The sequence below is a fragment of the Synechococcus sp. H60.3 genome (assembly GCF_047462295.1).
Lineage (GTDB): Bacteria > Cyanobacteriota > Cyanobacteriia > Thermostichales > Thermostichaceae > Thermostichus.
Map to the genome: position 1 here is coordinate 1 of NZ_JANSIY010000008.1, position 24,695 is coordinate 24,695.

At 58.5% G+C, this 24,695-nt stretch carries 24 protein-coding genes and 1 tRNA gene; 10 read left to right on the forward strand and 15 right to left on the reverse strand.

Translation table 11 applies throughout. The features are described from left to right. Nucleotides 1-615: 615 nt before the first annotated feature. Nucleotides 616-2,010 carry a malic enzyme-like NAD(P)-binding protein gene (locus NW841_RS01870; RefSeq protein ID WP_414385113.1) on the reverse strand — a complete coding sequence of 465 codons (1,395 nt, stop codon included), beginning with the start codon at nt 2,008-2,010 and terminating at the stop codon, nt 616-618. 185 nt (nt 2,011-2,195) lie between these two features. Here NW841_RS01870 and NW841_RS01875 point away from each other — a divergent pair, with 185 nt between their 5' ends. Continuing rightward, nucleotides 2,196-2,804, forward strand: coding sequence for a chromophore lyase CpcT/CpeT (locus NW841_RS01875; protein ID WP_414385115.1), 609 nt, complete (start codon nt 2,196-2,198; stop codon nt 2,802-2,804). Nucleotides 2,805-2,819: 15 nt separating this feature from the next. Here NW841_RS01875 and NW841_RS01880 read toward each other — a convergent pair whose 3' ends face one another. The 7 genes from NW841_RS01880 to NW841_RS01910 all read right to left on the reverse strand — a co-directional run bounded on the left by NW841_RS01880 (nt 2,820) and on the right by NW841_RS01910 (nt 9,123). Beyond that, nucleotides 2,820-3,137, reverse strand: coding sequence for a hypothetical protein (locus NW841_RS01880; RefSeq protein WP_414385117.1), 318 nt, complete (start codon nt 3,135-3,137; stop codon nt 2,820-2,822). A gap of 212 nt (nt 3,138-3,349) precedes the next feature. Further along, on the reverse strand, nt 3,350-3,961 hold the full coding sequence (locus tag NW841_RS01885) for an ATP-dependent Clp protease proteolytic subunit (RefSeq protein WP_414364115.1): 612 nt from the start codon (nt 3,959-3,961) through the stop codon (nt 3,350-3,352). A 78-nt stretch (nt 3,962-4,039) separates the two neighbouring features. After that, nucleotides 4,040-4,411 carry a Uma2 family endonuclease gene (locus tag NW841_RS01890; RefSeq protein WP_414385120.1) on the reverse strand — a complete coding sequence of 124 codons (372 nt, stop codon included), beginning with the start codon at nt 4,409-4,411 and terminating at the stop codon, nt 4,040-4,042. A gap of 17 nt (nt 4,412-4,428) precedes the next feature. Further along, nucleotides 4,429-5,061, reverse strand: coding sequence for an ATP-dependent Clp protease proteolytic subunit (locus NW841_RS01895; RefSeq protein ID WP_414364113.1), 633 nt, complete (start codon nt 5,059-5,061; stop codon nt 4,429-4,431). Nucleotides 5,062-5,222: 161 nt separating this feature from the next. Continuing rightward, the gene (locus NW841_RS01900) at nt 5,223-7,697 is read right to left on the reverse strand and encodes an ATP-dependent Clp protease ATP-binding subunit (RefSeq protein ID WP_414364112.1); all 2,475 of its coding nucleotides are present in this window, start codon (nt 7,695-7,697) and stop codon (nt 5,223-5,225) included. Between the two features lie 119 nt (nt 7,698-7,816). Continuing rightward, nucleotides 7,817-7,890: transfer RNA gene (locus tag NW841_RS01905), tRNA-Arg, on the reverse strand. A gap of 150 nt (nt 7,891-8,040) precedes the next feature. Further along, nucleotides 8,041-9,123: a tocopherol cyclase family protein gene (locus NW841_RS01910; protein WP_414385122.1), complete on the reverse strand. Its 1,083-nt coding sequence runs from the start codon at nt 9,121-9,123 to the stop codon at nt 8,041-8,043. Between the two features lie 213 nt (nt 9,124-9,336). On the opposite strand from NW841_RS01910, the gene NW841_RS01915 reads away from it, so the two are divergent. From NW841_RS01915 to NW841_RS01930, 4 genes are all read left to right on the forward strand, one after another. Then, nucleotides 9,337-10,641 carry a CmpA/NrtA family ABC transporter substrate-binding protein gene (locus tag NW841_RS01915; protein ID WP_414385125.1) on the forward strand — a complete coding sequence of 435 codons (1,305 nt, stop codon included), beginning with the start codon at nt 9,337-9,339 and terminating at the stop codon, nt 10,639-10,641. Between the two features lie 475 nt (nt 10,642-11,116). Next, a complete protein-coding gene (gene ntrB / locus NW841_RS01920) occupies nt 11,117-11,944 on the forward strand; it encodes a nitrate ABC transporter permease (RefSeq protein ID WP_414371386.1) in 828 nt (275 codons plus the stop codon). Nucleotides 11,945-12,111: 167 nt separating this feature from the next. Continuing rightward, nucleotides 12,112-14,109: a nitrate ABC transporter ATP-binding protein gene (locus NW841_RS01925; protein WP_414385127.1), complete on the forward strand. Its 1,998-nt coding sequence runs from the start codon at nt 12,112-12,114 to the stop codon at nt 14,107-14,109. Between the two features lie 62 nt (nt 14,110-14,171). Then, nucleotides 14,172-15,011: an ABC transporter ATP-binding protein gene (locus NW841_RS01930; protein WP_414385130.1), complete on the forward strand. Its 840-nt coding sequence runs from the start codon at nt 14,172-14,174 to the stop codon at nt 15,009-15,011. A 95-nt stretch (nt 15,012-15,106) separates the two neighbouring features. Here NW841_RS01930 and NW841_RS01935 read toward each other — a convergent pair whose 3' ends face one another. Continuing rightward, nucleotides 15,107-16,555 (reverse strand): hypothetical protein, encoded by a 1,449-nt coding sequence (locus tag NW841_RS01935; RefSeq protein WP_414385131.1) that lies wholly within the window; start codon nt 16,553-16,555, stop codon nt 15,107-15,109. Nucleotides 16,556-16,586: 31 nt separating this feature from the next. Then, complete coding sequence (argC, locus tag NW841_RS01940; RefSeq protein WP_414364108.1) at nt 16,587-17,693, reverse strand: N-acetyl-gamma-glutamyl-phosphate reductase; 1,107 nt, start codon at nt 17,691-17,693, stop codon at nt 16,587-16,589. A 227-nt stretch (nt 17,694-17,920) separates the two neighbouring features. On the opposite strand from argC, the gene NW841_RS01945 reads away from it, so the two are divergent. Next, on the forward strand, nt 17,921-18,205 hold the full coding sequence (locus NW841_RS01945; protein WP_414364107.1) for a hypothetical protein: 285 nt from the start codon (nt 17,921-17,923) through the stop codon (nt 18,203-18,205). Here NW841_RS01945 and NW841_RS01950 read toward each other — a convergent pair. Next, nucleotides 18,202-18,930, reverse strand: coding sequence for a 2-phosphosulfolactate phosphatase family protein (locus NW841_RS01950; RefSeq protein WP_414385132.1), 729 nt, complete (start codon nt 18,928-18,930; stop codon nt 18,202-18,204). The two genes, NW841_RS01945 and NW841_RS01950, sit on opposite strands and share 4 nt — an antisense overlap. A 47-nt stretch (nt 18,931-18,977) precedes the next feature. Beyond that, the gene (locus NW841_RS01955) at nt 18,978-19,751 is read right to left on the reverse strand and encodes an ABC transporter permease (protein ID WP_414364105.1); all 774 of its coding nucleotides are present in this window, start codon (nt 19,749-19,751) and stop codon (nt 18,978-18,980) included. Nucleotides 19,752-19,814: 63 nt separating this feature from the next. On the opposite strand from NW841_RS01955, the gene purS reads away from it, so the two are divergent. Together purS and purQ are read left to right on the forward strand one after the other, a co-directional pair. Next, a complete protein-coding gene (gene purS / locus NW841_RS01960) occupies nt 19,815-20,072 on the forward strand; it encodes a phosphoribosylformylglycinamidine synthase subunit PurS (RefSeq protein WP_414364104.1) in 258 nt (85 codons plus the stop codon). A 70-nt stretch (nt 20,073-20,142) separates the two neighbouring features. Then, entirely contained in the window at nt 20,143-20,820 is a 678-nt protein-coding gene (gene purQ, locus NW841_RS01965; protein WP_414364103.1) for a phosphoribosylformylglycinamidine synthase subunit PurQ, read from the forward strand. On the opposite strand, the gene NW841_RS01970 is transcribed toward purQ, so the two are convergent. From NW841_RS01970 to psbB, 3 genes are all read right to left on the reverse strand, one after another. Continuing rightward, nucleotides 20,821-21,228, reverse strand: coding sequence for a response regulator (locus tag NW841_RS01970; protein ID WP_414364102.1), 408 nt, complete (start codon nt 21,226-21,228; stop codon nt 20,821-20,823). Between the two features lie 379 nt (nt 21,229-21,607). Next, nucleotides 21,608-21,706, reverse strand: coding sequence for a photosystem II reaction center protein T (locus tag NW841_RS01975; protein WP_011429542.1), 99 nt, complete (start codon nt 21,704-21,706; stop codon nt 21,608-21,610). A gap of 113 nt (nt 21,707-21,819) precedes the next feature. Then, nucleotides 21,820-23,352: a photosystem II chlorophyll-binding protein CP47 gene (gene psbB, locus NW841_RS01980; protein WP_414364101.1), complete on the reverse strand. Its 1,533-nt coding sequence runs from the start codon at nt 23,350-23,352 to the stop codon at nt 21,820-21,822. Between the two features lie 361 nt (nt 23,353-23,713). Here psbB and NW841_RS01985 point away from each other — a divergent pair, with 361 nt between their 5' ends. After that, nucleotides 23,714-24,010, forward strand: coding sequence for a 2Fe-2S iron-sulfur cluster-binding protein (locus tag NW841_RS01985; RefSeq protein WP_414364100.1), 297 nt, complete (start codon nt 23,714-23,716; stop codon nt 24,008-24,010). A gap of 77 nt (nt 24,011-24,087) precedes the next feature. Then, entirely contained in the window at nt 24,088-24,195 is a 108-nt protein-coding gene (psbM, locus tag NW841_RS01990; RefSeq protein ID WP_011429539.1) for a photosystem II reaction center protein PsbM, read from the forward strand. The last annotated feature ends 500 nt before the right edge of the window (nt 24,196-24,695 follow it).

Here is a 24,695-nt window from a genome sequence, read left to right on the forward strand (position 1 = left end):
GATCCCTGTCTCGGGCAGAAGACCAAGCAATCCTCGAGGCTACTGCGTTCCCGGCTCCAACCACCAGAGCCACTCTGAGGGCTCTGCCGAGGTCAGACTGAGGCAAAGCGGCAATGCTAGCAGCGGTGAGCGTGGTGACGATGTGGACGTAGAGCGGCTTACGTATGTCCATTGGGAGTGCTGAGTGATCAGAAACCTAAAACTCAGGGTAATCGATGAAGTCAGTGAGGTCTGCACAAAATACTACACAAAGAAGGAAGAAAGCTTGAAGGGTTGTTAAGTTACAAGGGATCCAAAAAAGTGGACTTCAACGTTGCCGCATTTGCTGTTCCAAAGCGTCCCCCAGGCCATTTCCGACAAGATTGCTGCTCGGTATGTTGAGGTTTTCCCTACACTGCCAGCTTGCTTCCGCGCAGTGCTAGGACGTGAATAAATTGCAGTTGCAATGGTTTGCTACCCTAAGGGGTTGATGCTTTAGGAGCCTGCAGACCACTGATGCAAGCGGATGCTGCCTTCCACCCGCTTTTGGTAAGGTTTTCCTCCGCCAACGGACTGTCTGCCCGCAACTTCTTCGTTGCCCACAGTTGCCCTAAAGGAGGGCCGCCTGGGCAACCCTCAAGGGATCCCGGCCACTCCTGTTTGGCGGGCAGCCTGGATCACGGCGGCAGCCACCTGGGGAACTACCCGCCCGTCGAAGACGGAGGGAATGATCCACTGGGGATCCAAATCTTCAGGTGGGATCAAATTGGCAATGGCCTGGGCGGCAGCCAGGCACATCTCGGTGTTAATCTGCTTGGCGCGGCAATCCAGAGCACCGCGAAATACCGCCGGAAAGGCCAACACATTGTTGATCTGGTTGGGGTAGTCGCTGCGCCCGGTGGCCATCACCGCCACCCGACCGCTCACCAGCTCCGGCTGAATCTCTGGCACCGGGTTGGCCAGGGCAAAGACAATGGGATCCGGCGCCATCTTTTCCACCATCTCTGGGGTCAAGGCATTGGCCACGCTCACCCCAATGAACACATCTGCCCCCACCAAGGCATCTGCCAGGGATCCGCTCTTCTCAACGGCAATGGCAGCTTTCTCGGGGGTGAGGTCGGTGCGGGAGCGGCTGAGGATCCCTTGGCGGTCACAGACCACGATGTGGGCTGCCCCAGCCCGCCGCAGCAGTTGCGTTACCGCAATCCCGGCTGCTCCTGCCCCGTTGAGGACAATGCGCACCTCGTCTAGGTTTTTTTTGACCACCTTCAAGGCGTTCAGCAAGGCGGCCAGCACGACAATGGCGGTGCCGTGTTGATCGTCGTGGAACACTGGCAGGCTGAGACGGGCCTTGAGCTGGGACTCGATGGCAAAGCAGCGGGGGGCGCTGATGTCCTCCAGGTTAAAGCCGCCAAACCCCGGCGCTAGGCGCACCACTGTCTCCACGATTTCTCCTACATCCTGGGTAGCCAGGCAGAGGGGGAAAGCATCGATATCGGCAAAGCGCTTAAACAGAGCTGCCTTCCCCTCCATCACCGGCAGAGCGGCCTCCGGGCCGATATTCCCCAGGCCCAGCACGGCGCTGCCGTCAGTAACAATGCCAACGCAATTCCCTTTAATGGTGTATTCATAGACAGCACTGGGATCGGCGGCAATCTCCAGGGCCACCCGGCCCACGCCTGGGGTATAGGCCATGGCCAGATCGGCGGCGCTCTCCAGGGGGCTTTTGGCCACCACCTGCAACTTTCCCCCCCGATGCAGCTCAAAGGTGCGATCCACCACCCGCTCCACCTTCACGTTGGGCAAAGAGGCAACAGCAGCGTAAATTTGCTGGGCGTGCTCGCTGCTGACGGCATCCACGCAGATTTCCCGCACCGTTTCGGCTGCTGATTGGTGGATGAGGTCAATCTGGCTGAGGCTGCCTCCCACCTCGGCAATGGCTTGGGTAACACGGGCCAGCGCCCCCGGCTGGTTGGGCAGACGTAGACGTAGGGCAATGCTGTAGCTGGAGCTGGGGGTGAGTTTTGCCATAGCTTTCTATGGTAGAAGAAAAATTGCTTTCAGCAGAGCACGCTCCTTAACGCTGAGCTCTCTGGTTGCGCCGATCCTCAACTCCCTTCTCCCTCTGGAAGAAGGGTTTCCCCGACTCAGTACACATCGGTGGAATAAGCGTAGGATTGAGAAATCCTGCAGACAGGCAACCCTCCTTCCTGCATATGACAACCTCTGCTGCGGCAACTGCCGACTCCGACCTCAATACTTTTGCCGATTGGCTGGAAGGTTACTACAGCAACCGCGCCCAAGCAATGGCAGAACCGGTCTGGTTTGTGCCGGTGAGCCTTTGGTACGTGCGCCTTCCCCACCTCTTTTCAGAAGGAATCGGCTTTTTTACCGAGCAATTTAACGAGCACACACCGGGCCGATTTTACCGCAGCCGAGTGCTGCAGGTGTTGGCAGATCCCTTGCGGATTGAGAACTATAAGTTACGGGATCAAGCAGCTTGGGCAGGCGCCTCCCAGGAGCCGCAGCGCTTGGCGCAGCTTTCGTTGTCCGACCTGGAGCACTTGCCCGGCTGTCGTATTTTGGTGGAGAAACGCCCAGGCTGCTTTCACGGCGAGATGCTGCCCGGCGGCGGCTGCCGTCTCAACCCCGGCGACAGCACCTACATCCACATCGAATTTGATCTCACGGCTCAGGAATTCATCACCTGGGATCGCGGCTTTGACGCCACCACTGGCCAGCAGACTTGGGGATCCCGCGCCGGCCCCTACTGCTACCAGAAAGGGATCCCTCCTCGCCCTTGGGGAGAGGGGGACAGAGGGTGAAAGCCGGATCAAAGGCTAGGGGAACAAAAAAGGAAACAGATCGCGCAACCCTTTGCGCAGCTTGAGCAAAAAGATCAGCCGCTCCACCTCTGGAGAAACAGATCCGGTTTCGGGCCGGGCTGCCAGGGCTGCTTGGAGTTGCAGAGCTTCGCCGGCGGTGAGGGTCTGATTATCGACCGGCGAGCGAGCCTGCAAACCTGGCTGCGCCCGCAGCACCTCCTCAGGGATTTCAGAAGCCGGGGGCAAAGCCAAAGCCTGATTCGGCGGATACAGCAGGAACACCAGCAGACTGGCCCATCCACTACTCCTTTTGACCCAATGCTTTCGGTTCACCCCGCCTTATCCTAGCTACCCCAGGGATCCTCAGCCCATCTCCCGGCACCCCAGAACCAACACCGTATAAGCCAAGGAACATCACACCTGCTGGCAGGAGCACTCGATCCAGGCCCGTCAAACGGCCAAGCAAAAGAGAGTCAGCCTTTGGATCCCTATCTTACTCAGGAGCTTGCCCAGGCCGTCTTTTTGCGACGAGCCAAAATCCCCCCCTAGCTGGCCATTGCTTCCGAGCGCTCTTGGATCACCCGATCTACAATGCCGTAGGCCTGGGCTTCCGTAGCCGAGAGGTAGAAATCCCGCTCCACATCCCGCTCGATTTTCTCCAGCGGCTGGCCAGTCATTTGCGCCAAGAGCTCATTCATGCGCCGTTTGACCCGCAAAGTTTCGCGGGCGCGAATTTCGATATCGCTGGCCTGGCCTTGGATCGTGCCCAGAGAAGGCTGGTGCAGCATGATGCGGGAGTGGGGCAGGGCAAAGCGTTTTCCCTTGGTGCCGGCAGCCAGCAAAAAGGCCGCCATCGAGGCTGCTTGGCCCACGCAAACGGTAACAATGTCGGGCTTGACGTGGTTCATGGTGTCGTAGATGGCCATGCCCGCCGTTACAGAGCCGCCGGGAGAGTTGATGTACATCACAATATCCTTTTGGGGATCCTGGGAGTTGAGGTAGAGCATCACCCCCACGATAGTATTGGCCAAATTGTCATCGATGGGCTCGCCGATAAACAGGATCCGCTCTTGGTAGAGGCGGTCATCGAGACTGATCCACTGGCTGTAGGGCTCACCGGGCAGACGGTAGGGAACGCGAGGCACTCCAATTGGCATAGGTATCTCCTGACAAAGTATGCAGCACGGAACACTACACAGAACGACACGCTTGCAGGGTTTCTTCCACGCTCAAATCTAGCTGGGGCAAAACCGAGGCAACAATGCGTTCAGGGCCGGTTTTAACCTCGTCTTCGTATTCCCCACCAACCCAGCGAACACGGAAACGAACTGCTTTGCAGGATCCCCAATCCAGTATTCCGGGATCCCACCGGTAGCATAGTCTTTGCGTTTGTCTTGATAATCGCGTTTTTCATTCACCAGCAGCGGTGGGGGCATGTGCAGCCGAAATTCTGCAATCAGAAACAGCTCAACGGGGGTGTTAATGCGCTCCTCAGTTGGCACTTCCCGGATATACCCGTCTTCAAGTTCAAGCCGTCCTTCATAAGGCCAGTCCGTGAGGCGTAGGTACTCCTCCGCCGTTAAAGGCTGTACAGGGACTTGAACCATTGACGGATCCCGCTGTTTTAATTTTTGGCTGTTGCCAACTTCGGCAGGACTTTGGAGCTGGTCAGCACCTGATCGATAAGGCCGTAGGCCTTGGCCTCTTCCGGAGTCATGAAAAACAGCCGCTCTGTGTCCTTCTTGATGCGCTCCAGAGGCTGACCCGTGCTGCGGGATAGTTCCTCCAGCATCATGTTGCGCAAGGTCAAGATCTCGCGGGTGCGAATTTCAATATCGCTGGCCTGTCCGCGAGTGCCACCGTAGGGCTGATGCAGCACGATTGTGGCATTGGGCAAGCTGGCCCGGAACCCTTTGGCGCCCGCTGCCAACAGCATGGCCGCCATGCCAATGGCATTGCCAATGCAGATGGTATGCACCGGCGGCTTGATGTAGTTCATCGTATCCAGAATGGCAAACGCTGCCGTGTCGTAGTTGTAAGTGCCCGTCGAGTTAATGTACATCTTGATCGGCTTTTCCCGATCCTCGTACTGCAAATACAGCAGTTGTTCCACAATCAGCTTGGTGACGTTGGCATTCGACTCCTCTGCTAGGGGCAGGCCCAGGTAGACAATGCGCTCCTGCAGCAGCAGCGAGGCCAAATCGGGAGGCGGAGTCCGAACCGGAGCGCCGCCATAGTAGTAGGTCGATTGCACCATGCCAAAGTTCTCCTACGGCCAATCCCTTGACTCTAAAGACAACTGCCTAGAACAGCAACACAGACGAAGGATAAGAGCAAGGGATCCGAGAACAGCAGCGGATCCCTTGTCTTCCTAGGAACCAGAACCGGAAGGGGAGACTCAGATGTCCCGCGGCAGCTTTACTCCGCTCCCTGCGGCAAGAGAACCCGCTCCGGCTCTGTGACCAGCACCTTGGGCTTGCGCTCCTCGTCCACATCGATGAGGACTTCCGAGCCCTCTTTGACATGGCCAGTCAGGATCTCTTCCGCCAAGATGTCTTCCAACAGGCGCTGAATAGCGCGGCGCAGCGGACGTGCCCCATAGCTGGGGTTGTAGCCCTCCTCCACCAGCAGATCCTTGAAGCGATCGCTGACCGTGAGGTAAATCTTCTTCTCCCTCATGCGGTCGAACACTTCCTTGAGCAGGATATCAGCGATCTGCTTCACTTCATCCCTGGTCAGTTGCCGGAAGACGATGATCTCGTCCACCCGGTTGAGGAACTCGGGGCGGAAGTACTGCTTCAGCTCCTCGTGCACCAGGTTGCGGATGCGGTTGTAGTTCGCATCTTCGTCGTTGGTGTTGAACTCGAAGCCGAGGCTGCCACCACCCTTCTCGATGACCTTCGAGCCAATGTTAGAGGTCATCACGATCAGGGTGTTTTTGAAGTCCACCGTGCGGCCCTTGGCGTCGGTCAGGCGGCCATCCTCTAGGATCTGCAACAGCAGGTTGAACACATCCGGGTGGGCTTTCTCGATCTCGTCGAAGAGCACCACCGTGTAGGGACGGCGCCGCACCGCTTCCGTGAGCTGGCCCCCCTCGTTGTAGCCGACATATCCGGGCGGGGATCCGATCAGCTTGCTGACCGTGTGCCGCTCCATGTACTCCGACATGTCGAGGCGAATCATGGCCGACTCGGAGCCGAAGAAGTAGGCCGCCAGGGCCTTGGTCAGCTCGGTTTTGCCTACCCCTGTTGGGCCGGAGAAGATGAAGCTGGCGATGGGGCGGTTGGGGTTTTTTAGCCCCACGCGAGCGCGACGAATGGCACGGGAAATGGCCCGCACCGCCTCATCTTGGCCGATGATGCGCTGGTGCAGGGTTTCCTCCATGTGCAGCAGCTTCTCTGACTCGCTCTCGGTCAGCTTGGCCACCGGCACCCCTGTCCAGGCGCTCACCACCTGGGCAATGTCCTCTTCGGTGACCTCCGGCATCTCTTCGCGGCTGCTTTCCTCAGCCTTCTTGGCAGCAGCAATGGCGCGGATCTGCTGCTTGATCTCCATCTCCCGATCCCGCAGCTCACCGGCCCTGTCGAAGTCTTGGGCCCGCACTGCGGCATCCTTCTCCTTGAGCACCCGCCGCAGCTCCTGATCCAGCTCCCGCGCCGCCGGCGGCAGTTGCGAGTTGATCAGGCGCACCCGTGAAGCCGCCTCGTCGATGAGGTCGATGGCCTTGTCCGGCAGGAAGCGGTCGGAGATGTACTGGTCGGCCAGCTTGGCCGCTGCCTCCAAAGCCGCGTCGGAGATCTTCAGCTTGTGGTGTTGCTCGTAGCGCTCCCGCAGGCCAAACAGGATCTCGATTGTCTCTGAAACGCTCGGCTCGCCCACCATGATGGGTTGGAAGCGACGCTCCAGAGCGGCATCTCGCTCGATGTGCTTGCGGTACTCATCCAGCGTGGTGGCGCCGATGCACTGCAGTTCGCCGCGGGCCAGGGCGGGCTTGAGGATGTTGGCAGCATCGATGGCCCCTTCGGCAGCCCCGGCCCCGATGAGGGTATGCACCTCGTCGATGACTAGGATGATGTTGCCGGCGTTGCGGATCTCATCCATGATTTTCTTGAGGCGCTCCTCAAACTCGCCGCGGTACTTGGTGCCGGCCACCAACAGGCCGATATCCAGGCTGACTACCCGCTTGTCGGCCAAGATGTCGGGCACATCCCCCTGCACAATGCGCTGGGCCAAACCTTCGGCAATGGCGGTCTTGCCCACGCCCGGCTCGCCGATGAGGACGGGGTTGTTCTTGGTGCGGCGGCCCAAGATCTGGATCACCCGCTCGATCTCCCGCGTCCGACCCACCACCGGATCCAGCTTGCCCTCTTGGGCCAATTGGGTGAGGTTGGAGCCGAATTCGTCCAGGGTTGGCGTTTTGGTGCGGCTGGAGGATCCACCCCCTGCCGTCACTTCGGCGGTCTCGCCCAACATGCGGATCACCTGGGTGCGCACCTTGGACAGATCCACCCCCAGGTTTTCCAGAACGCGGGCGGCTACCCCTTCCCCTTCGCGGATCAGGCCCAGGAGCAGGTGCTCAGTGCCGATGTAGTTGTGGCCGAGCTGGCGAGCTTCCTCCAAGGAGAGCTCCAGCACTCGCTTGGCGCGGGGAGTGAAAGGGATCTCGACAGCCACAAAGCCGGATCCCCGGCCAATAATTTTCTCGACTTCAATGCGGGCGTCCTTCAAGTTCACTCCCATGGACTTGAGAACTTTGGCGGCGACCCCAGTGCCCTCGCCGATTAACCCCAACAAGATTTGCTCAGTGCCAACGAAATTGTGACCTAACCGTCTGGCCTCCTCCTGGGCCAGCATGATCACCTTGATGGCTTTTTCTGTAAAGCGTTCAAACATGATCCTCGGGCTCCCTACGCCTGCATCAAGGCGGACTTGATAGGCCTAATCCTAACACAGGATTCAGGCCAACTAAGGTAGGGTAAATACCCCAGACGAAAAATCATCTGGGATCCTGACGCGCCTGGAGAGATTTGAACTCCCGACACCGTGGTCCGTAGCCACGTGCTCTAGTCCACTGAGCTACAGGCGCAAGCTATCTACCCGCAAGAAAAGCGAAACAGCCACGGTTGAAGACCTGTCTCTCCTCTTCAGAGATGGACGCCTATCAGTGTGGCTTAGGTATTCTAGCACAAGAGCGTTTTTGGGAAAGTCCAAGGGGGGTGTAGATATCCGCCAAGGTTCAACAATGCCCTGGCCAGGAGCGCAGAACTTCTCCCCCCACCTCGAGGCCGGCTTGGGAGCTGCTGGCCGTGAGCACCTGGATCCAGACTTGGCCGTTGCGCCGCCACAGGCGGGCTTGTAGATGGCCGGCCAAGGTGTCGCGGCAGTTGCGCCGCATCCCTTGCGGGCCAGGGGTGAAGACGGTTTGCCCAGGCTGCCGTGTATGACCTTCTACTTGGATGCACCAGTGGGATCCCTCACCGCGCACCTGCCAGGATCCCCAGGGATCCACTTGCCAGCTTAGCCGCGCTTGGCCGGGCCGCCATTCCAAAAAAGGCTGGGATCCCCACCCATGCAAGCTGATTAAGGCGACTTCTTCGGGGCGGGTGAGCACCTGTCGCTCGGCTCCGGCGCAGGTGAGGCTGAGGCCGGGATGGTCGGGAAAAGCGTTGCACTGGATCCAAAACCAGCGACGAGGGAAGCTCTGCCCCCAGTTTTTTTCGGCGTAGGCGGGGGCCTGCTCGAATGCGTAGCGCCTGCCCCGCCACTCCACCCAGCCGCTGGCCAGGCCGTGGCTCATCAGGATCTGCCAGCCCGGCTCAAAGATGGGCAGATAAGACCAGGCTCCCATGGTGGCCCGCGGCGGGATCCCATAGGCGCAGCAGGGTTGGATGCGATAGAGCCAGCGAACCGGCTCGGCCTGGGTGGGATCTGGCAGGATCCCTTGGTTGAGGTGGGCGCTGTATTGGTAGCCGCTGGCGGTGCGCTGGAAAAAGGTGAGGGGCTCCTGCAGCCCTCGCCAGCTCTCGCCTGGCCCGCCGGAGTGCCCCAAGGCCAGATGCCGCCAACTGGCCCAGAAGCGCTGCGGGTTGGGGAAGGTGCGCCACTGCAGCTCCTCGTCCGGCCCCAACACCTGCGCCATGCCTCCTCGCCTGGGATCGATGGCGTACATGAAGGCAAAGCTGAGGGGCGGATCCCCGGGCAAGGTGACACGGCTGTACCAACCTTCAAAAAACGGCTCGGCACAACCGTCCCAGTGATAGCCGGCATGGGGCAGGGATCCCCCATCCGTTGAGCCGTTTTGCTTAAAGCCCTCTGCCACCGGAGAGCAACTCCTTCGAGAATTACTAGAAGATAGAGAGAAACCTATAGATATCAAAAGAATAATTGTATTGTCTCTATGCCTGTCTGCTTTTAGGATATCAACCAAGCTGAGATTTAAGGATTTCTTTACGAGGGGAATCCGTCGGTCTAGCGGCTTGAACTGGAAAGGTTTTGCTTGGCGCTCACATATTCTGTCAAAGATGAGGTGATCATGACATCACGTCGCAGCTTTTTGTTGTCCGCGGGTGCAGCCACAGTGGGTGGGCTTGTGAGTGGCAGCCTAGCACGGGCCAGTACGGGCTACTGGGTTGCTCAAGCCAGCGGCCCGGAAACCCCCAACCTCAGGCTGGGTTTTATTCCGATTGTGGAATCTGCCCCTCTGATCATCGCCAAGGAGAAGGGCTTTTTCGCCAAGCACGGCATGACCGGCGTAGAGGTGTTGAAGCAGGCCAGTTGGCCGGCAGCCCGCGACAACGTGGTGATCGGCTCGGCGGGTGGGGGCATTGACGGCGGCCAGTGGCAGATGCCGATGCCCCATCTGATCCACATCGGCGCCATCACCAACAACCAGCCGGTGCGCATGGCGGTTCTGTGTCAGTTAAACACCCAAGGCAACGGGATTGCCATTGCCGGAATGCATGCGGGCAAGGGCTTGGGGCTGGATGTTTCCGGAGCCGCAGACTACATCAAAAATTTCAGCGCCAGCAACGGACGCAAATTCAAGGCCGCCCATACCTTCCCCAACGTCAATCAAGATTTTTGGATCCGCTACTGGCTGGCTGCTGGGGGGATAGATCCGGATCAAGACATCGACCTGTTGGCGGTACCCTCTGCCGAGACGGTGCAGGGGATGCGCAATGGCACCATGGATGCTTTTAGCACCGGGGATCCCTGGCCCTACCGGATTGTGGCCGATAAAATCGGCTTCATGGCGGCTCTCACCCAGCAGATTTGGCCTTTTCACCCTGAAGAATACTTGGCCATTCGCGCCGACTGGGTGGAGAAAAACCCCAAGGCCACGCAGGCCACTTTGATGGCGGTCATGGAAGCGCAGCAATGGTGCGACGATCCGGCCAACCGTGAAGAGCTGGTGCGCATCCTTTCGGGGCGTGCTTATCTAAATGTGCCGGTCGAGGTTCTCACGCCTCCTTTTCAGGGCAAGTACGAATTGGGAGACGGCAAGCCGGCTGTTCAAGATTTCAGCGCCGGGCCCCTGTACTGGGAAGATGGGCGGGGCAGCGTCTCCTATCCCTACAAGAGCCATGACCTGTGGTTCTTGACCGAATCGCTGCGTTGGGGCTTCCACGCTCGCTTCCTCAAGGATCTGGATACTGCCCGCCGTCTGGTGGATGAGGTCAACCGCGAAGATCTCTGGCGCGAGGCCGCCCAGGCTTTGGGGGTGAAGAACATTCCCAGCAACACTTCGCGAGGAACGGAGCGTTTCTTCGATGGGGTGGTGTTTGACCCTCAAGATCCCCAGGCCTACTTGAACAGCCTGAAAATCAAGAGGGCCTAGTCTCGGCTCAGGTCAACATAGACGTGCTTCTTGTGTAGTAGAGATCCAGACCATTGGCGGGATTCCATTGAGTTAAAAAAAGCTGGGCCGAGCTGCCCGCTCCCATCAAGTTAAACTGTTAGCCTTGCGCCTTTTGAAGGATTCTGATGAAGATTTCTGAACGCTATGGCGAGGATCGGCTATGTTAGCTCTACTTCACGTTCCGCGGGAATACTCCAGGGATCCCTGCTTCGAGAGACCGGCTCAGCCCCACTGGGACAAGCTCATCCTCTCGATAGCGATGGGGGCGCTGATTTTACTGATTGTTGTGAGAGTTTTGTCGAGCTTGCAGTCCTTGTGTTTGCCCGTCCAAGGAAAAGGCAAGTCTGATCCAAGCTCGTGCTCTGTTGCCAGCACTCTGTAGAACCCCTCGGTCGAGATGTTCTGGGGGCGCAGCAACGGAGAACTGTGTAAAACCCTATCCTCTCTAGGAGCCATGACGACGACACTTTCTTCTCCGACAAAGTCTTCGACGGCCAAGTTCGACTTTGCCAAGTATCGGGATCAGATCCTCCCTCCCGTGGTTGGCATTGCCGGATTTTTGTTGATCTGGCAACTTTTGTCCAGCGCCAACCTGATCCGGCTGCCGGGACCGTGGGATATTTGGATGGATGAGCGCAGCCGTTATCTAATCCTGCATCCTCTGTATCGCAACAGCGACCTCGACCAAGGGCTGCTGTGGCAAACTTTGGCCAGCCTGCAAAGGGTTGCCATCGGCTACTGCAGCGCTGCCTTAGTGGGCATTGCCCTGGGGATCTTGGTGGGCAGCAGCGTGTGGATCAACCGCGCTTTGGATCCCATCTTCCAGTTTTTGCGCATGGTGGCTCCCTTGGCCTGGGTGCCCATCTCCTTGGCGGCTTTGCAGCGCAATGAGCCGGCTGCCTTATTTGTTATTTTCATTACCTCGATCTGGCCCATTTTGATCAACACAGCAGTGGGGGTAAGGCAGATTCCGGAAGACTACATCAACGTTTCTAGAGTGTTGAGGCTTTCCAAGATAGACTTCTTTTTTAAAGTGCTGTTGCCCTCTGCTTTGCCCTACATGTTCACAGGTTTGCGAGTTGGCATCGGCCTCTCCTGGCTGGCGATTATTGCTGCAGAAATTGTCATGTCTGGCGTGCCAGGGATCGGCTTTTTTATCTGGGATGCCTACCAGCAGAACTATGTAACTGAGATCATCGTTGCTGTCATCTACATTGGGGCGGTGGGCTTGCTTTTGGATCGGCTGGTGGCTGCCCTGCAAAACAAAATAGCCAATCGCTAGCCCCGTTTGCAGATCTTTTCACTGGATGTCCATCCAATTGAGTTGGGATCCCTCTTCCATTGTCTTTGAGTATTTGCTCCAATCCGCTCTTCAAAAAGAGTAGAATTGAGGTCTGGGATCCGAGTTGCCGAACAAATTGAGAGTATCTACAGGTGGGGAGGTCTTCTGTGTCTGTATTGGTCAGTGTAGAGCAAGTGGAAAAAGCGTTTGGTCTGCCTGGAGGCCAAGAATATCTTGCTCTCCAGGGGATCGATCTTCAAATTCACCGCGGGGAGTTTGTCTCCTTAATCGGCCACTCCGGCTGCGGCAAGTCCACCCTGTTGAACATGGTGGCGGGGTTGTCTTTACCTACCGGAGGGATCGTGGCTTTGGATGGACACACCATCACCGTTCCCGGCCCCGATCGCATGGTGGTGTTTCAGAATTACTCCCTTTTGCCTTGGCTAACGGTTCGGCAAAACATTGCCCTGGCCGTAGACGCTGTGCTGAAAAACTACTCCCCAGCAGAGCGTCAGCAGATTGTCGAAGAACATATCGATCTGGTTGGTTTGCGGCAGGCGGCGGATAAGTTCCCAGCGCAACTCTCAGGGGGCATGAAGCAGCGGGTAGCCATCGCTCGCGCTTTGGCGGTAAGGCCCAAGGTGTTGTTGTTGGACGAGCCCTTTGGCGCTTTGGATGCCCTTACACGGGGGAATCTGCAGGAGCAGTTGATGCGCATCTGCGAAGAACATCACGTGACTACCCTTATGGTTACCCACGATGTGGATGAAGCCGTCCTGCTCTCGGATCGGGTGGTGATGCTGACCAACGGGCCGGGATCCCGAATTGGCAATATTTTAACCATCGATATTCCCCGCCCCCGCCGCCGGTTGGAGGTGGTCAATCACCCCAGCTACTACAGCTATCGCAGCGAGATCATCTACTTTTTGAACCAGCAAAAACGGATCAAGCAGTGGCGGGCCCGCCGCAGCACCGTAGTGGCCAGGCACGGTTTGGAAAAGATCAACTTGGAGATTGGCTTTGTGCCCCTGACCGCCTGCGCCCCGCTGGCGGTGGCCAAAGAAAAGGGGTTTTTTGCCAAACACGGCCTGGAAGAAGTCAATCTGGTGCGGGAGACCAGTTGGCGAGGGATCCAAGACGGCATCCAGGGAGGTTACTTGGATGCGGCCCAAATGCCCGCTGGCATGCCGGTGTGGATGTCTCTGGGCGGCGGGGACAATCCGCCTCAGCCGGTGGTGACTGCCCTTACCTTGACCCGCAACGGCAATGCCATTACCCTGCACAGGCGCTTCTACGAGCAAGGGATCCACACGCTGAGCCAGTTGAGGGCTTACATCTTAGATAGCCCCAGCCGTCGGCTGACCTTTGGGGTGGTGCATCCCAGCTCCATGCACAACTTGCTGCTGCGCTATTGGCTGGCAGCCGGCGGGATCCATCCGGATCACGATGTTGTGCTGAAAACCCTGCCCCCGGCCCAGATGGTGGCCAACCTAACAGCCGGCAACATCGACGGCTACTGTGTAGGAGAGCCTTGGAACTTGCGGGCCGCTCTGGAGGGCAGCGGTTTTGTGGTGGCTACCGATCTGGAAATCTGGCCCGGCCACCCCGGCAAGGTGTTGGGGGTGCGGGAGGATTGGGCCAGGGCCTATCCCAATACCCACATTGCCCTGGTGAAAGCGTTGCTGGAAGCCTGTCGCTACTGTGAAGATCCGGCCCACCACGACGAGATTCGCGAGCTGCTCAGCCGCCGCGCCTACCTGAGCACTGATCCTTCCTACATTCACCTGGGGGATCCCCAGCGCCTGCTCTGTGACCTAGACATGCCAATGCGGGAATATGCCCACCACCGCTTCTTTCTGGGCGCCGGCAACCGTCCCAGCCGCACCGAGCATCTGTGGATGATGACGCAAATGGCCCGCTGGGGGGATCTGCCCTTCCCGCGCAACTGGGTAGAGATCGTGGAGCGGGTGTGTCAGGTGGGAGTCTTCAGTACGGCGGCCCGCGAGCTGGGGCTGGATGTGTCTTACCAACGCCAGCCCATTCAATTGTTCGACGGGATCCCTTTTAATGGTGAGGATCCCTTGGCTTACCTCAACAGTCTGGCAATTAAGCACGACATCTACGTGGCCGAGGTTGCTTGGGATCGTCGTCCCGTGTTGCTCTAGAGATCTCCTTGGCAAAAGCACGTTCCCAGTTGTGAGAAAACGATGAATTGGAGCACCCCACGATGACTGCCCTCTTGACAACCTCTACCCCAGTAGCCACAGCCGCAGAGCCCTACTTAACCCTTGAGAATGTCAGCAAGACTTACCCAACTCCTAGGGGGGAGTATCCCGTATTGCGCGATATCAACCTCAGCGTCTGTGAAGGAGAATTTGTTTGCATCGTTGGGCATTCCGGCTGTGGCAAAACCACCCTGCTGAATATGGTTTCTGGCTTTACCCAGCCCACCGGCGGCTCGGTAAAGCTCAAAGGCCAGCCAATTACAGCTCCTGGGCCAGATCGCATGGTGGTGTTTCAGAATTACTCTCTTTTGCCCTGGCTCACAGTTTATGAAAATGTTTACTTGGCTGTTCAGGCGGTGTTTCCCCAAAAGAGCCAGTCAGAAAAGCATCAAATTGTAGAAGAACACCTGAATCTGGTGGGGCTGGGGGAAGCAGCCCAGAAATATCCTCCGCAAATTTCCGGAGGGATGAAACAGCGGGTGGCCATTGCCCGTGCCTTGGCAATTCGCCCAGCAGTGCTGATTTTGGATGAACCCTTTGGGGCTTTGGATGCCATCACCAAAGAAGAACTTCAGGAGGAGCTGCTGCGCATTTGGGAGGAACATCGCTGCACAGTTTTGATGATCACCCATGACATTGACGAGGCACTGTTTTTGGCCGACCGTTTGGTCTTGATGACCAGTGGCCCTGCGGCTACCATCGGGCAAATCATCTCTATTCCCTTCCCGCGTCCTCGCGACCGCGAGCGAATGCTTGAGGATCCCCAGTACTATCGCCTGCGCAACTCCGTCCTCAGCTACCTCTACGGGCACGAGGCCAACCCTGAGGCAGCCCACCAGTGAGTTAAGTCCAACTTTTTGGGACTTTCTATGCGAGGGTGACTACGCCCGCAGATGGGGGCACTTCGGCTAAGAGGGTAGGGTACGCCTGCGGTGAGTCAGTCGTCCGAGGGTTCTATCTTGGGATCCAAGCTCTTGGCGGTAAGGCGCAAGGCTTCCGCCTGATCCATCACTCGCGGCGCTTGCACTGCCGTCTCAACCCCCTGGCGATAGCTTTCCCAGAGGGGCATTTCTGGGTAGGTTTGCTGCAATTCCTTGATCTCATCTAGCAGAGCGCCCAGCCAGCCAGCCGTGCCCCAGGTGAGCAAAAACTGCAAGGGATTCCAGAGGTTGAGTTGCCGCCCCAATTCGTTGAGGCTTTCGTTGCGAAGGGGCGGGTCGAAGATGTCGGCCACCGTCATCAACTGGCGCCCCAGCAGTGGCCTGAGGGCTGTCTCAGCAGCCTCTACAACGGCGGGAAGGGCAGCTTGGATGCGCTCAGGACTGGGAATGTGCCGGGCCTGGGGCAAAGCTTGCAGCAGCAATTCCAGTCGTCGTTCGGCTTCTGCTGACTCCAAAGCCGCTTCTAGGGTGGTGCCCACGCTGAGAAACACTTCTCCCGTCAACAGCCGCACTGCATCGATAACCAAGTGGTACAGCGGGGGGATCACCAGCTTGATCCACTCGCTCTGGAAAAACTCCCGCAGCCGCCGCGCCAGATACTCCCCCACCTGCGTGGTTTGGATCCCCACTTGGGTGAGGGAGAGGTACCAGTCGGGCGGGGATCCCTTGGGATCCAGCCACTGGCGCAGGGTTTGCCATTCCTCTTCGGTGAGGGCAGTTCGCCCCTGTTTTAAGATGCTGCGCCGCAGCTTGCCCTCGGCATTCAAGAGCTTGCGCAACTCTGGTGTACCCAGCAAGGAGAGGGCGCCTGCGGATCCCACGCTGCCGATCTCGATGGCAATGAGGGCGGCCAAGAGGGCGGCTGAGGCTTTCACTTGGATCTCGCCGCTTTTGTCCATGACCAAAGGTAGGCGGCTGTTGCCATAGGCCCGCAGGCTCATTGCCACCAGGGCGGAGCGCTGCTCAGCAGTCAACCCCTCCGCCCAGGAAGGGATGCCGTTGGTTTCTGCCCTGGGATGGGTCTGCTCCTGCAGGCCCTGATAGAGCAGGCTGGCCACCCAGGCTCGGTCGGCAGCCCGTTCCAGAGAGCCGATGACCACCTCCCATTGGCTGGGGTTGAGCAGAGGCAAAAGCGCTTGCAGTTCTCGCTGGAGGGGCTCTGGAGAGGTTGTGGCTCTGGCTTTGTCCAGAGTTGCCTGTAGCCGATCCCTTGCCTCGCGGCACAAGCCCCCCCACTCCAGTTGCAAACGAGCTAGGGTCTGCTGCACCGTTTCTTCAGAGCGTCGGGGCAGCTCCTGCCAGCCTGCTTCCAGTTGCCGCCACAGCTCCTCCCAGTTCAGATCCCCTGCTCTGGCCCACGAAGGTGGAGAGTTCGCCGGCGCAGCGGATGGGGCAGCGCTGGGATCGAGATTGGGGGAGAAGACGGGATCCGAAAACTCAGGCATGGGCACCTCAGGGGAATTACCGGCATTATAGCTAGGGGTAAAAGGCAAGCCGCGGCAGGCCCAAGGTTTCCGGCCACCCCATCATCAGGTTGAGGCATTGCACCGCTTGCCCGGCTTGCCCTTTCATGAGGTTGTCGATGACCGACAGAACAATCACCCGGTTGGTGCGAGTATCCACCTCCACCCCAATCATGCAGGTGTTGGTGCCAGCCACCCACTTGGTTTGCGGGTAAACGCCGCGGGGCAGCACCTTGACCCAGGGGGATTGGCGGTAGAAGGCGTTGTAAATGGTGATGAGATCCTCGCCCACGAGACCAGGATCCCGCAGGTTGGCGTACAAGGTCACGTGGATGCCCCGCACCATTGGCACCAGGTGGGGCGTAAATTGCACAGTGATGGGGGTGTGGGTGAGGTCGGAGCAGGCCTGCTCGATCTCGGGCGTGTGCCGGTGTTGGGCCACGCCATAGGCACCCAGCGAGCTGTCCACCTCGGCAAATAGGGATCCCAGCTTGGGGGTGCGGCCTGCGCCGGAGACGCCGGACTTGGCATCGAAAATCAGGCTGTCCAGCTCCACCAACCCCTGCCGCAACAGAGGGGCAACCGCCAGGAGGGAGGCCGTGGGGTAGCAGCCGGGGCAGGCTACCAGTTGGGCTTGGGCAATAGCCTCCCGGTAGAGTTCTGGCAGCCCGTAAACCGCCTGCTCGTTGGCCTGGCGATAGGCAGGGCTGGGCCAATTGGGATCCGTCTGCCCCAGGCGATACCAGGATTGGTAGGTGGCCAGGTTGCGAAAGCGGTAGTCCGCCGAGAGATCTAGGACTTTGCACCCCTTGGCCAGCAAAGGCGGCGCTAGGTCTGCGGCCAGTCCGTTGGGCAGAGATAAAAAGACAACGTCGCTGCTAGCGGCGATGGCCTCCACATCCACTGGCTGAATGGTCAAGTCCACCGCCTGGGCTAGATGGGGGTAGAGATCCCCGTAGCGTTTGCCGGCGCTGTCTTGACCGGCCAGGTAGGTAATCTGCACGCCGGGGTGTTCGCTGAGCAGCCGCACCAACTGCACCCCTCCATACCCGGAGGCCCCGACAATGGCGACGCAGACGGGATCGGTGGGAGGAAGAGAACGAGGCGCCGTAGTGGCCATGGGGGCTGCCTGCACAAAATTGACGGCTTGCCTTATTATTTATCGCATTTGTTGATCCCATTTGCCGCCGCATTGGTTGAACCCACCTGCTCTATGGGGGTCAGTGTTGCCTAGCCACAGAGCGGGATTTGTTATGCTGGGCTCACGCGAGCCGCCCGGGCCTTGGCAGCCGCCTTGGCTGTTGAAGTCTTGCCCAGGGGTGTATTCTATTCATTCGGGAAGGTTGTATGTACTACGAGCAACTGATCAACATGATCTTACGGGCCCACGGCCAAAGCAGTCGCCACGGCCTAGATCAGGAAACTTTAACCCTCTACTCCGAAGGCCCCTACACCCTCTACAAGCTCACCTCCCATTTCGACCGCCGCTCCATTTTCGTTTTGGCCCAAAACCAGCGGGATGTGTTTATCTCCGGAGATGCGTTTCACAGCAAGTTGATCCCGGGAGAATGGCAGGAGTGGCTGCAGCAGAAGGCTTTGGCTGTTGCTGCTGAGACACCCCAGGCCAGCTAGCCAGCAAGGGCCAAAACGCCGGGCTGAACCTGCTGGGGCACCACCAGGAGCTGGTCTATGGCGGCACAATAGGCCAGATCGCTGTCGTTTTCGGGACTAATTGCCAATAGCCGCTGCCCATGGCTGGAGCGCCGCAACAGGCCCAACAGGTCGTCCTGCCAGGTTTGGTAGAGGGCCAGGGCGGCTACTGCCTCATCGTTGCCCAACTGCTCCCACGAGCAGCCCAGGCGATGCAAAATCGCCCCGGCACAGGCGGTGTCTTCCAAAGCAAAAGCCCCTTCCCAGCCGGATCCCACCAGCCACACCTCGGCAAAAGCTCCTCGCCTGAGAAACTCCACCACCGCTCCCACGTTCACCAGGGCCGCTGTGATCACCACCGGGATCCCTTCCAAGCGCTGAAGGGTGCGGGTGCCGTTGGTGGTGCTCATGAAGATGCGCTTGTCCCGCACACGCTCGGGGGTGTATTCGCGGGGGGAGTTGCCCAGATCGAACCCTGCCACTGCTTTGCCCCCCCGTTCCCCGGCCAAAAGCCGCTTGCCAGCCGGCCAGTTCTGGCTTGCTTCCTGAAGCTGTTGCAAGTGGGCAAACACCTGTACTGCTTCTGCGCCTGCAGCCAGGGCTGTGGCGATGGTGGTGGTGGCCCGCAGGACATCGATGGCTACTGCGCAAGCTGGGATCCCTGACGGCGGGACTTGCTCAGGGGTATGGAAGTGGAAAAATCGCATGAGAGAGGGAGCAAAAAAGGTTTAACTAGAGCTCCACCGAGAGCTTATTAGAACTCACGCCGGGCAAACACCAGCACTGTTAAAATGAGCAGCAAGACGGTGTAGATCAGGCCGTAGAGCGCATCACCGAGGAGCTGGGTGGGCGGGGGAATTTGGCCGTAGACGGTAGCATCTCTTAGATTGAAGCGCTCCAGATCCGGCAAGACCAAGTAGATGACCTCGAACACCTTGCCAAAACCTGCATCTTCCACCAGCTTGCTTAACTGCAGCAGGGCGCGGCTGGCGTGGCCCATGATGAAGAGGGCAATTGTGTAGAGGGTGGCCAAAATCGGAGAGGTAAAAACTCCAAACAGCAGCGCTGCCGCCACAATCAGCACCAGCTCCAGAAAGGTGAAGACGGTTGCCCAGAGAACAGCCCAGGGGGAAATAGGGGCCTGCACCACCAGCAGGCTCAGCAAAAAGACGGCCGTCATCATTACTAGCAGCACCGACAGCAAAGCCGACAGGCCCAGATGCTTGCCGACGATGAACTCCGCCCGGCTCATGGGCTTGGCAATCAGTACGTAGACCGTGCGCCTCTCGATCTCTTTATTCACCAGCCCAGTGCCGACGAAAATGGCCACCACCAGTGACAGGAAGTGGATGGCGGCCAGACCCAGATCGGCGATGATCTTGTTGTGAGCCTGGTTGGCTACCTGGGGGATCAAAACGATGGCTCCCAGCATGACCACCGCAAACACCATCACCAGATAGAGAATCCGATCCCGAATCGTTTCTCGGAAAACATTTCGGGCAATGGCCACAAGGCGCGCCGCATCCATAGACCTCGTCCAAAGGAAGTGACGACTCGGCTGTAAACTTGGAGCAGATCCAGCCTTTATTCTATGCAGTTCCAGGCCCAGATCCAGATCCACCTGCGCCCCTCTGTGCTCGACCCTGCCGGGGCGGCTCTCCAGGCTAGCTTGCACCAGTTGGGGCACACCCAGGTGCAAGGGGTGCGCATTGGCAAACACATCCAACTGCGGCTAGAGGCCCCCGACACCGAAACCGCTCAACGCCAAGTCAGCGAGCTGTGCGAGCAACTGCTGGCCAATCCGGTAATTGAGACCTATCAAATCCAAGTGGAGCCTGTAGAAGGTTGATTCGAGGGATCCAGCCTCCCACGAGTTGCCCTAACCCTCGCCACCTTTTTGTTGACAGCAAGGGATCCCCATGACCAAGGTAAGGTTTGGCATTGTCGTTTTCCCCGGCTCCAATTGTGACCGCGACGTGGCCTGGGTAACCCGCAGCCTCTTGGGCTGTCCGACGCGGCTGATCTGGCACCGGGAAACCGATTTGTCAGGGCTGGATGTGGTGGTGCTGCCGGGCGGCTTCAGCTACGGGGATTATCTGCGAGCCGGGGCGCTGGCCCGTTTTGCGCCGGTAATGGGATCCCTGGCCGAGCACGTAGCCCGCGGGGGCTATGTCTTGGGCATTTGCAACGGCTTTCAGATCCTGACAGAGGCAGGGCTGCTGCCGGGGGCGCTGCTGCGCAACGCCAACCTGCACTTTATCTGCGACCGGGTAGGGATCCGCGTGGAGCGGCAAGATCTGCCCTGGACAAGGGCTTACCCTCGCGGAGCCACTCTGACCCTGCCCATTGCCCATGGAGAAGGCCGCTACGTCTGCGATGGCGATACCCTCAAGCAGCTCCAGGATCGGGGGCAGATCGTCTTTCGCTATGCCCCGGTCGCCCCCAATGGCTCGGTGGATAACATCGCTGGCATTTGCGATCCCAGCGGTCGCATCCTTGGCTTGATGCCTCACCCGGAGCGGGCAGCAGATCCCGATTTGCCAGGGCAGGACGGGATCCCTTTTTGGCAGTCCATCGTAACCAGTCTTGCCAGTTGACTAAGACTGCTGGGCCTGAGCCAACACCTGGCGCACTTGGTTGACCATCTCCTCGTGATCCACTACTGGCTTAGCAATATAGCCATCGGCCCCACTCTGGGCCAGGAAGGCCTCGCGGTCGCCGCGCATGGCGTGGGCCGTTACCAAGAGGATGGGGATGGAGCTTGTTCGCGGATCCCCCTTCAACAGTTGGGCAATGCGGATCCCGTCCACTGCCTCGCCACGAAAGGTGCTTTGAGAGAGGGAGACATCCAGCAAAATCACGTCCACCTCGCGCGCCTGCGCCAGCCGTAGGATTTCCTCCACATCCTGGCTGTGAAAGACCTCAAACCCGCCTCGCCGCCGCAACACTTTGTCGAAAACGCGGGCGTTAATTGGATCGTCTTCCACCAGCAGCACTGTTGCCATCGCTAACCTAAAGTTGGCTTAGTTGCGAACTCAAGCCCCGGCAATCCCCATAGTTCTGGAAACCGTCGCGAAGCAATTCTAGCGATCCTATTTGAGCAGTGGGACAAGGGCTCCCCCTCTAAGATACTGATAGCAATCTCAATAAAGCAGCACCAGCAGCTACCCCCTCTGCCAGCAGGAGAGGACAGCTACCGTTTTGAAAACAGCTTTGCTGGGTTGCCTGGGGGATACTCTACCAGCCTGGAACCGAGCGCTATCTGAAAACAAAACAAGGCCGGGGATTTTTCCGGCCTTGTCCGCGGTACAACTGCCGTCTCTTCGGGCCGCCTCGACCCGCTAACGCCCTCGGCAAGCCGACAGCAGCAGCCCCTAGCTCAGGTTACTTCTTCTGAATCCTAGGAGTTTCGCGAAAGGCAACGGCAAAAAACAGAAGGCCCAAGGTCAAAAACAGAATAAAGGTGTAGGTGATGGCTTCCATACCAACCTCCAAATCAAAATTCTAAGGGGGCTTGACTCCAGATTAGCTCGGAACCGTCAGCACCCCCTCTCCCAAGAGAAACAGAGTGCCGACGGTCATCCCGCGAGAAAGCCTTACGCTTCTTGCACCTTGCGAGTGGTGGGATCCCCCACTTTCTGGAAGACGCCGAATTCCACCATTTCCTCGCTCATGTTCGGGTCAATACCGGCGAACACATCTCGGAAGAGAGTACGGGCGCCGTGCCAAATGTGGCCGAAGAAGAACAGCAGGGCAAAGACCGCATGGGCGAAGGTAAACCAACCGCGGGGGCTGGTGTGGAAGGTGCCGTCGGCTTTGGGCGTTTCTCGGTCGAACTCGAAGAGCTGACCCAACTGGGCCATACGGGCGTACTTCTTAACCGTTGGCGGGTCAGTGAACACCTGACCGTCCAGCTTGCCGCCGTAGAACTCCACCGTCACGCCCACCTGCTCAAAGCTGTAGCGCGACTCGGCGCGGCGGAAGGGAATGTCTGCCCGCACCACACCATCGGCATCCCGCAGGATGACGGGGAACGTCTCGAAGAAGTTGGGCATGCGTTGCACCGTCAGCTCCCGACCTTCACGATCCCGGAAGACGGGGTAGCCTAGCCACTCGATGGCAATGCCGTCTCCCTTGTTCATGGGACCGGCCCGGAAGAGACCACCCTTGGCCGGGCTGTTACCCACGTAATCGTAGAAGAGCAGGGACTTGGGCAGAGAATTGTAGGCCTCGCTGCGGGTCATCCCAGCTTCCATAGCGGCATTGACGCGCCGGTTAATTTCCTGGTTGAAATAGCCGGAGTCCCACTGGTAGCGGGTGGGGCCAAACAGCTCCACAGGAGTCGTGGCACTGCCGTACCACATCGTGCCGGCCACCACAAAGCCGGCAAAAAACACGGCCGCAATCGAGCTGGACAGCACCGTCTCGATGTTCCCCATGCGCAAGGCCTTGTAGAGGCGCTGGGGCGGACGTACCGTGATGTGGAACAAGCCGGCAATAATGCCCACGATGCCTGCGGCAATGTGGTGGGCCACCACCCCGCCGGCATTGTAGGGGTTAAACCCGGCTGGCCCCCATTCGGGTGCTACTGGCTGGACGTGCCCTGTCGTCGCATAGGGATCGCTTACCCACATCCCTGGGCCAAACACCCCCGTCAGGTGAAAAGCCCCAAAGCCGAAACAAAGGATCCCGGCCAAGAGCAGGTGGATCCCAAAAATTTTCGGCAAGTCCAAAGCTGGCTCGCCGGTACGGGGATCCCGGAATAGCTCCAGATCCCAGTACACCCAGTGCCAGCAGGCGGCCAAAAAGAGCAACCCAGACAAAACAATGTGAGCAGTGGCTACCCCCTCAAACGTCCAGAAGCCGGGATTGGCCACGCTCTCGCCGTAGATATTCCAGCCGCCCCAGGAGTTGACCACCCCCAGACGCACCATGAATGGCATGACGAACATGCCCTGACGCCACATCGGATTCAGGACAGGATCCGATGGATCGAAAATGGCCGTTTCATACAGCGCCATCGATCCGGCCCAACCTGCCACCAGGGCGGTGTGCATCAGGTGTACCGCGATCAGGCGGCCTGGGTCATTCAATACAACGGTGTGGACCCGGTACCACGGTAGTCCCATAAAACTCGATCCTCCACGTTCTCCAACACTTGCGCGATATCCAGTCAAAAACCTGAAGCCGACATCTTCACCTGGGATCCTGACCTAAGGAGTCTCTTCAGTGTCGAGGGGTGCCGCACCCACCTAACCCAAGAGCGCACCCAGTGAGGATATCGCTCTCAGAATTTTCATCACAGGCATCAAACAGTATAACGAAACGCAACTGACCTGAGCGGCTTCAGGCGGGATGCCCTCTTATTTGCCATCATCTTCCCAGATCTCTCGCCAAAGATTAAAAATATGACTTAAACTGTAACAATACTTAGCAAACTCTGGAACTTTCCTGGCTCAGTCTAAAAGGTGTCGTGGTTTGGGCGAGGATATGGCAACGATTCGCTTTGTCAACGAAAATAGGGAGATTGTCGTCGCGGAAGGCGCTAACCTGCGCTTGAAGGCGCTGGAGAACCAGATTGACCTCTACAAGATGATGGCCAAGCTGCTCAACTGCGGCGGCAACGGCCAGTGTGGCACCTGTGTGGTGGAGATCGTCGAGGGAGCCGAGAACCTCTCTCCTCGCACCGAGGCAGAAAATCGCAAGCTCAAGCGCAAACCCGATACCTATCGTCTCGCCTGCCAGACCAGGGTATTGGGGGATGTCTCGGTAAGGACTAAGCCTTAAGCCTAGCTTTCCCTTTGGGCAAGGCGGACTTGAGGATGGTATGCTAGCTGCCAGTTGGGTTTGCGGCGTGTGCAGCTATGGAGACAAACTACCTAGGCCTCCTGGCCACCATTCTGGTTATCCTGGTGCCCTCAATCTTCCTGGTGATCTTGTACGTGCAGACTTCCAGTAAGTCGGAAAGCTGACCTAGGCCCACGAAGGCAAGTCTTACCTCCTGCTGAGGAACCAAGGCTCACACAGCGGGGCAGCTTGGTAGCCCCGTACTAAAGTACGGGGCAGAAAAGCCCGTTCGCGTTAGCGGGACGTAGTCCTTGGCGACTTGAGGCGCTCGCCAATGCCCCAATTCTAAGCAAAAACCCACCCCGGTGAAGGACCCGGACAGTGCTGTCAGTCAACAAGTAAGCGGAACCTTGAGACTGGGTTTCAAGGAACTGTCTAGGGGCGTCTTAACAGTGCTTTTGCGAGTCTGTCTGTCGACTGTGTAAGAATCCCCCGACTAAAGTCGGGGGAGTGTCAATCGACGATGACATGCAAAGCTCAGCAGGGATCCCCAGAGGAAAAGGGGATCCCCCTACTTTTTGCGCCAAGCTGTAACTTGGCCGAGGCGCCCTGCACCCGGAGCCCTCTGGCAACGGTTCCTGCCTGGGTTGCCTGAGAGAAGGTTTCTGCTTTCCCAGATAGATTT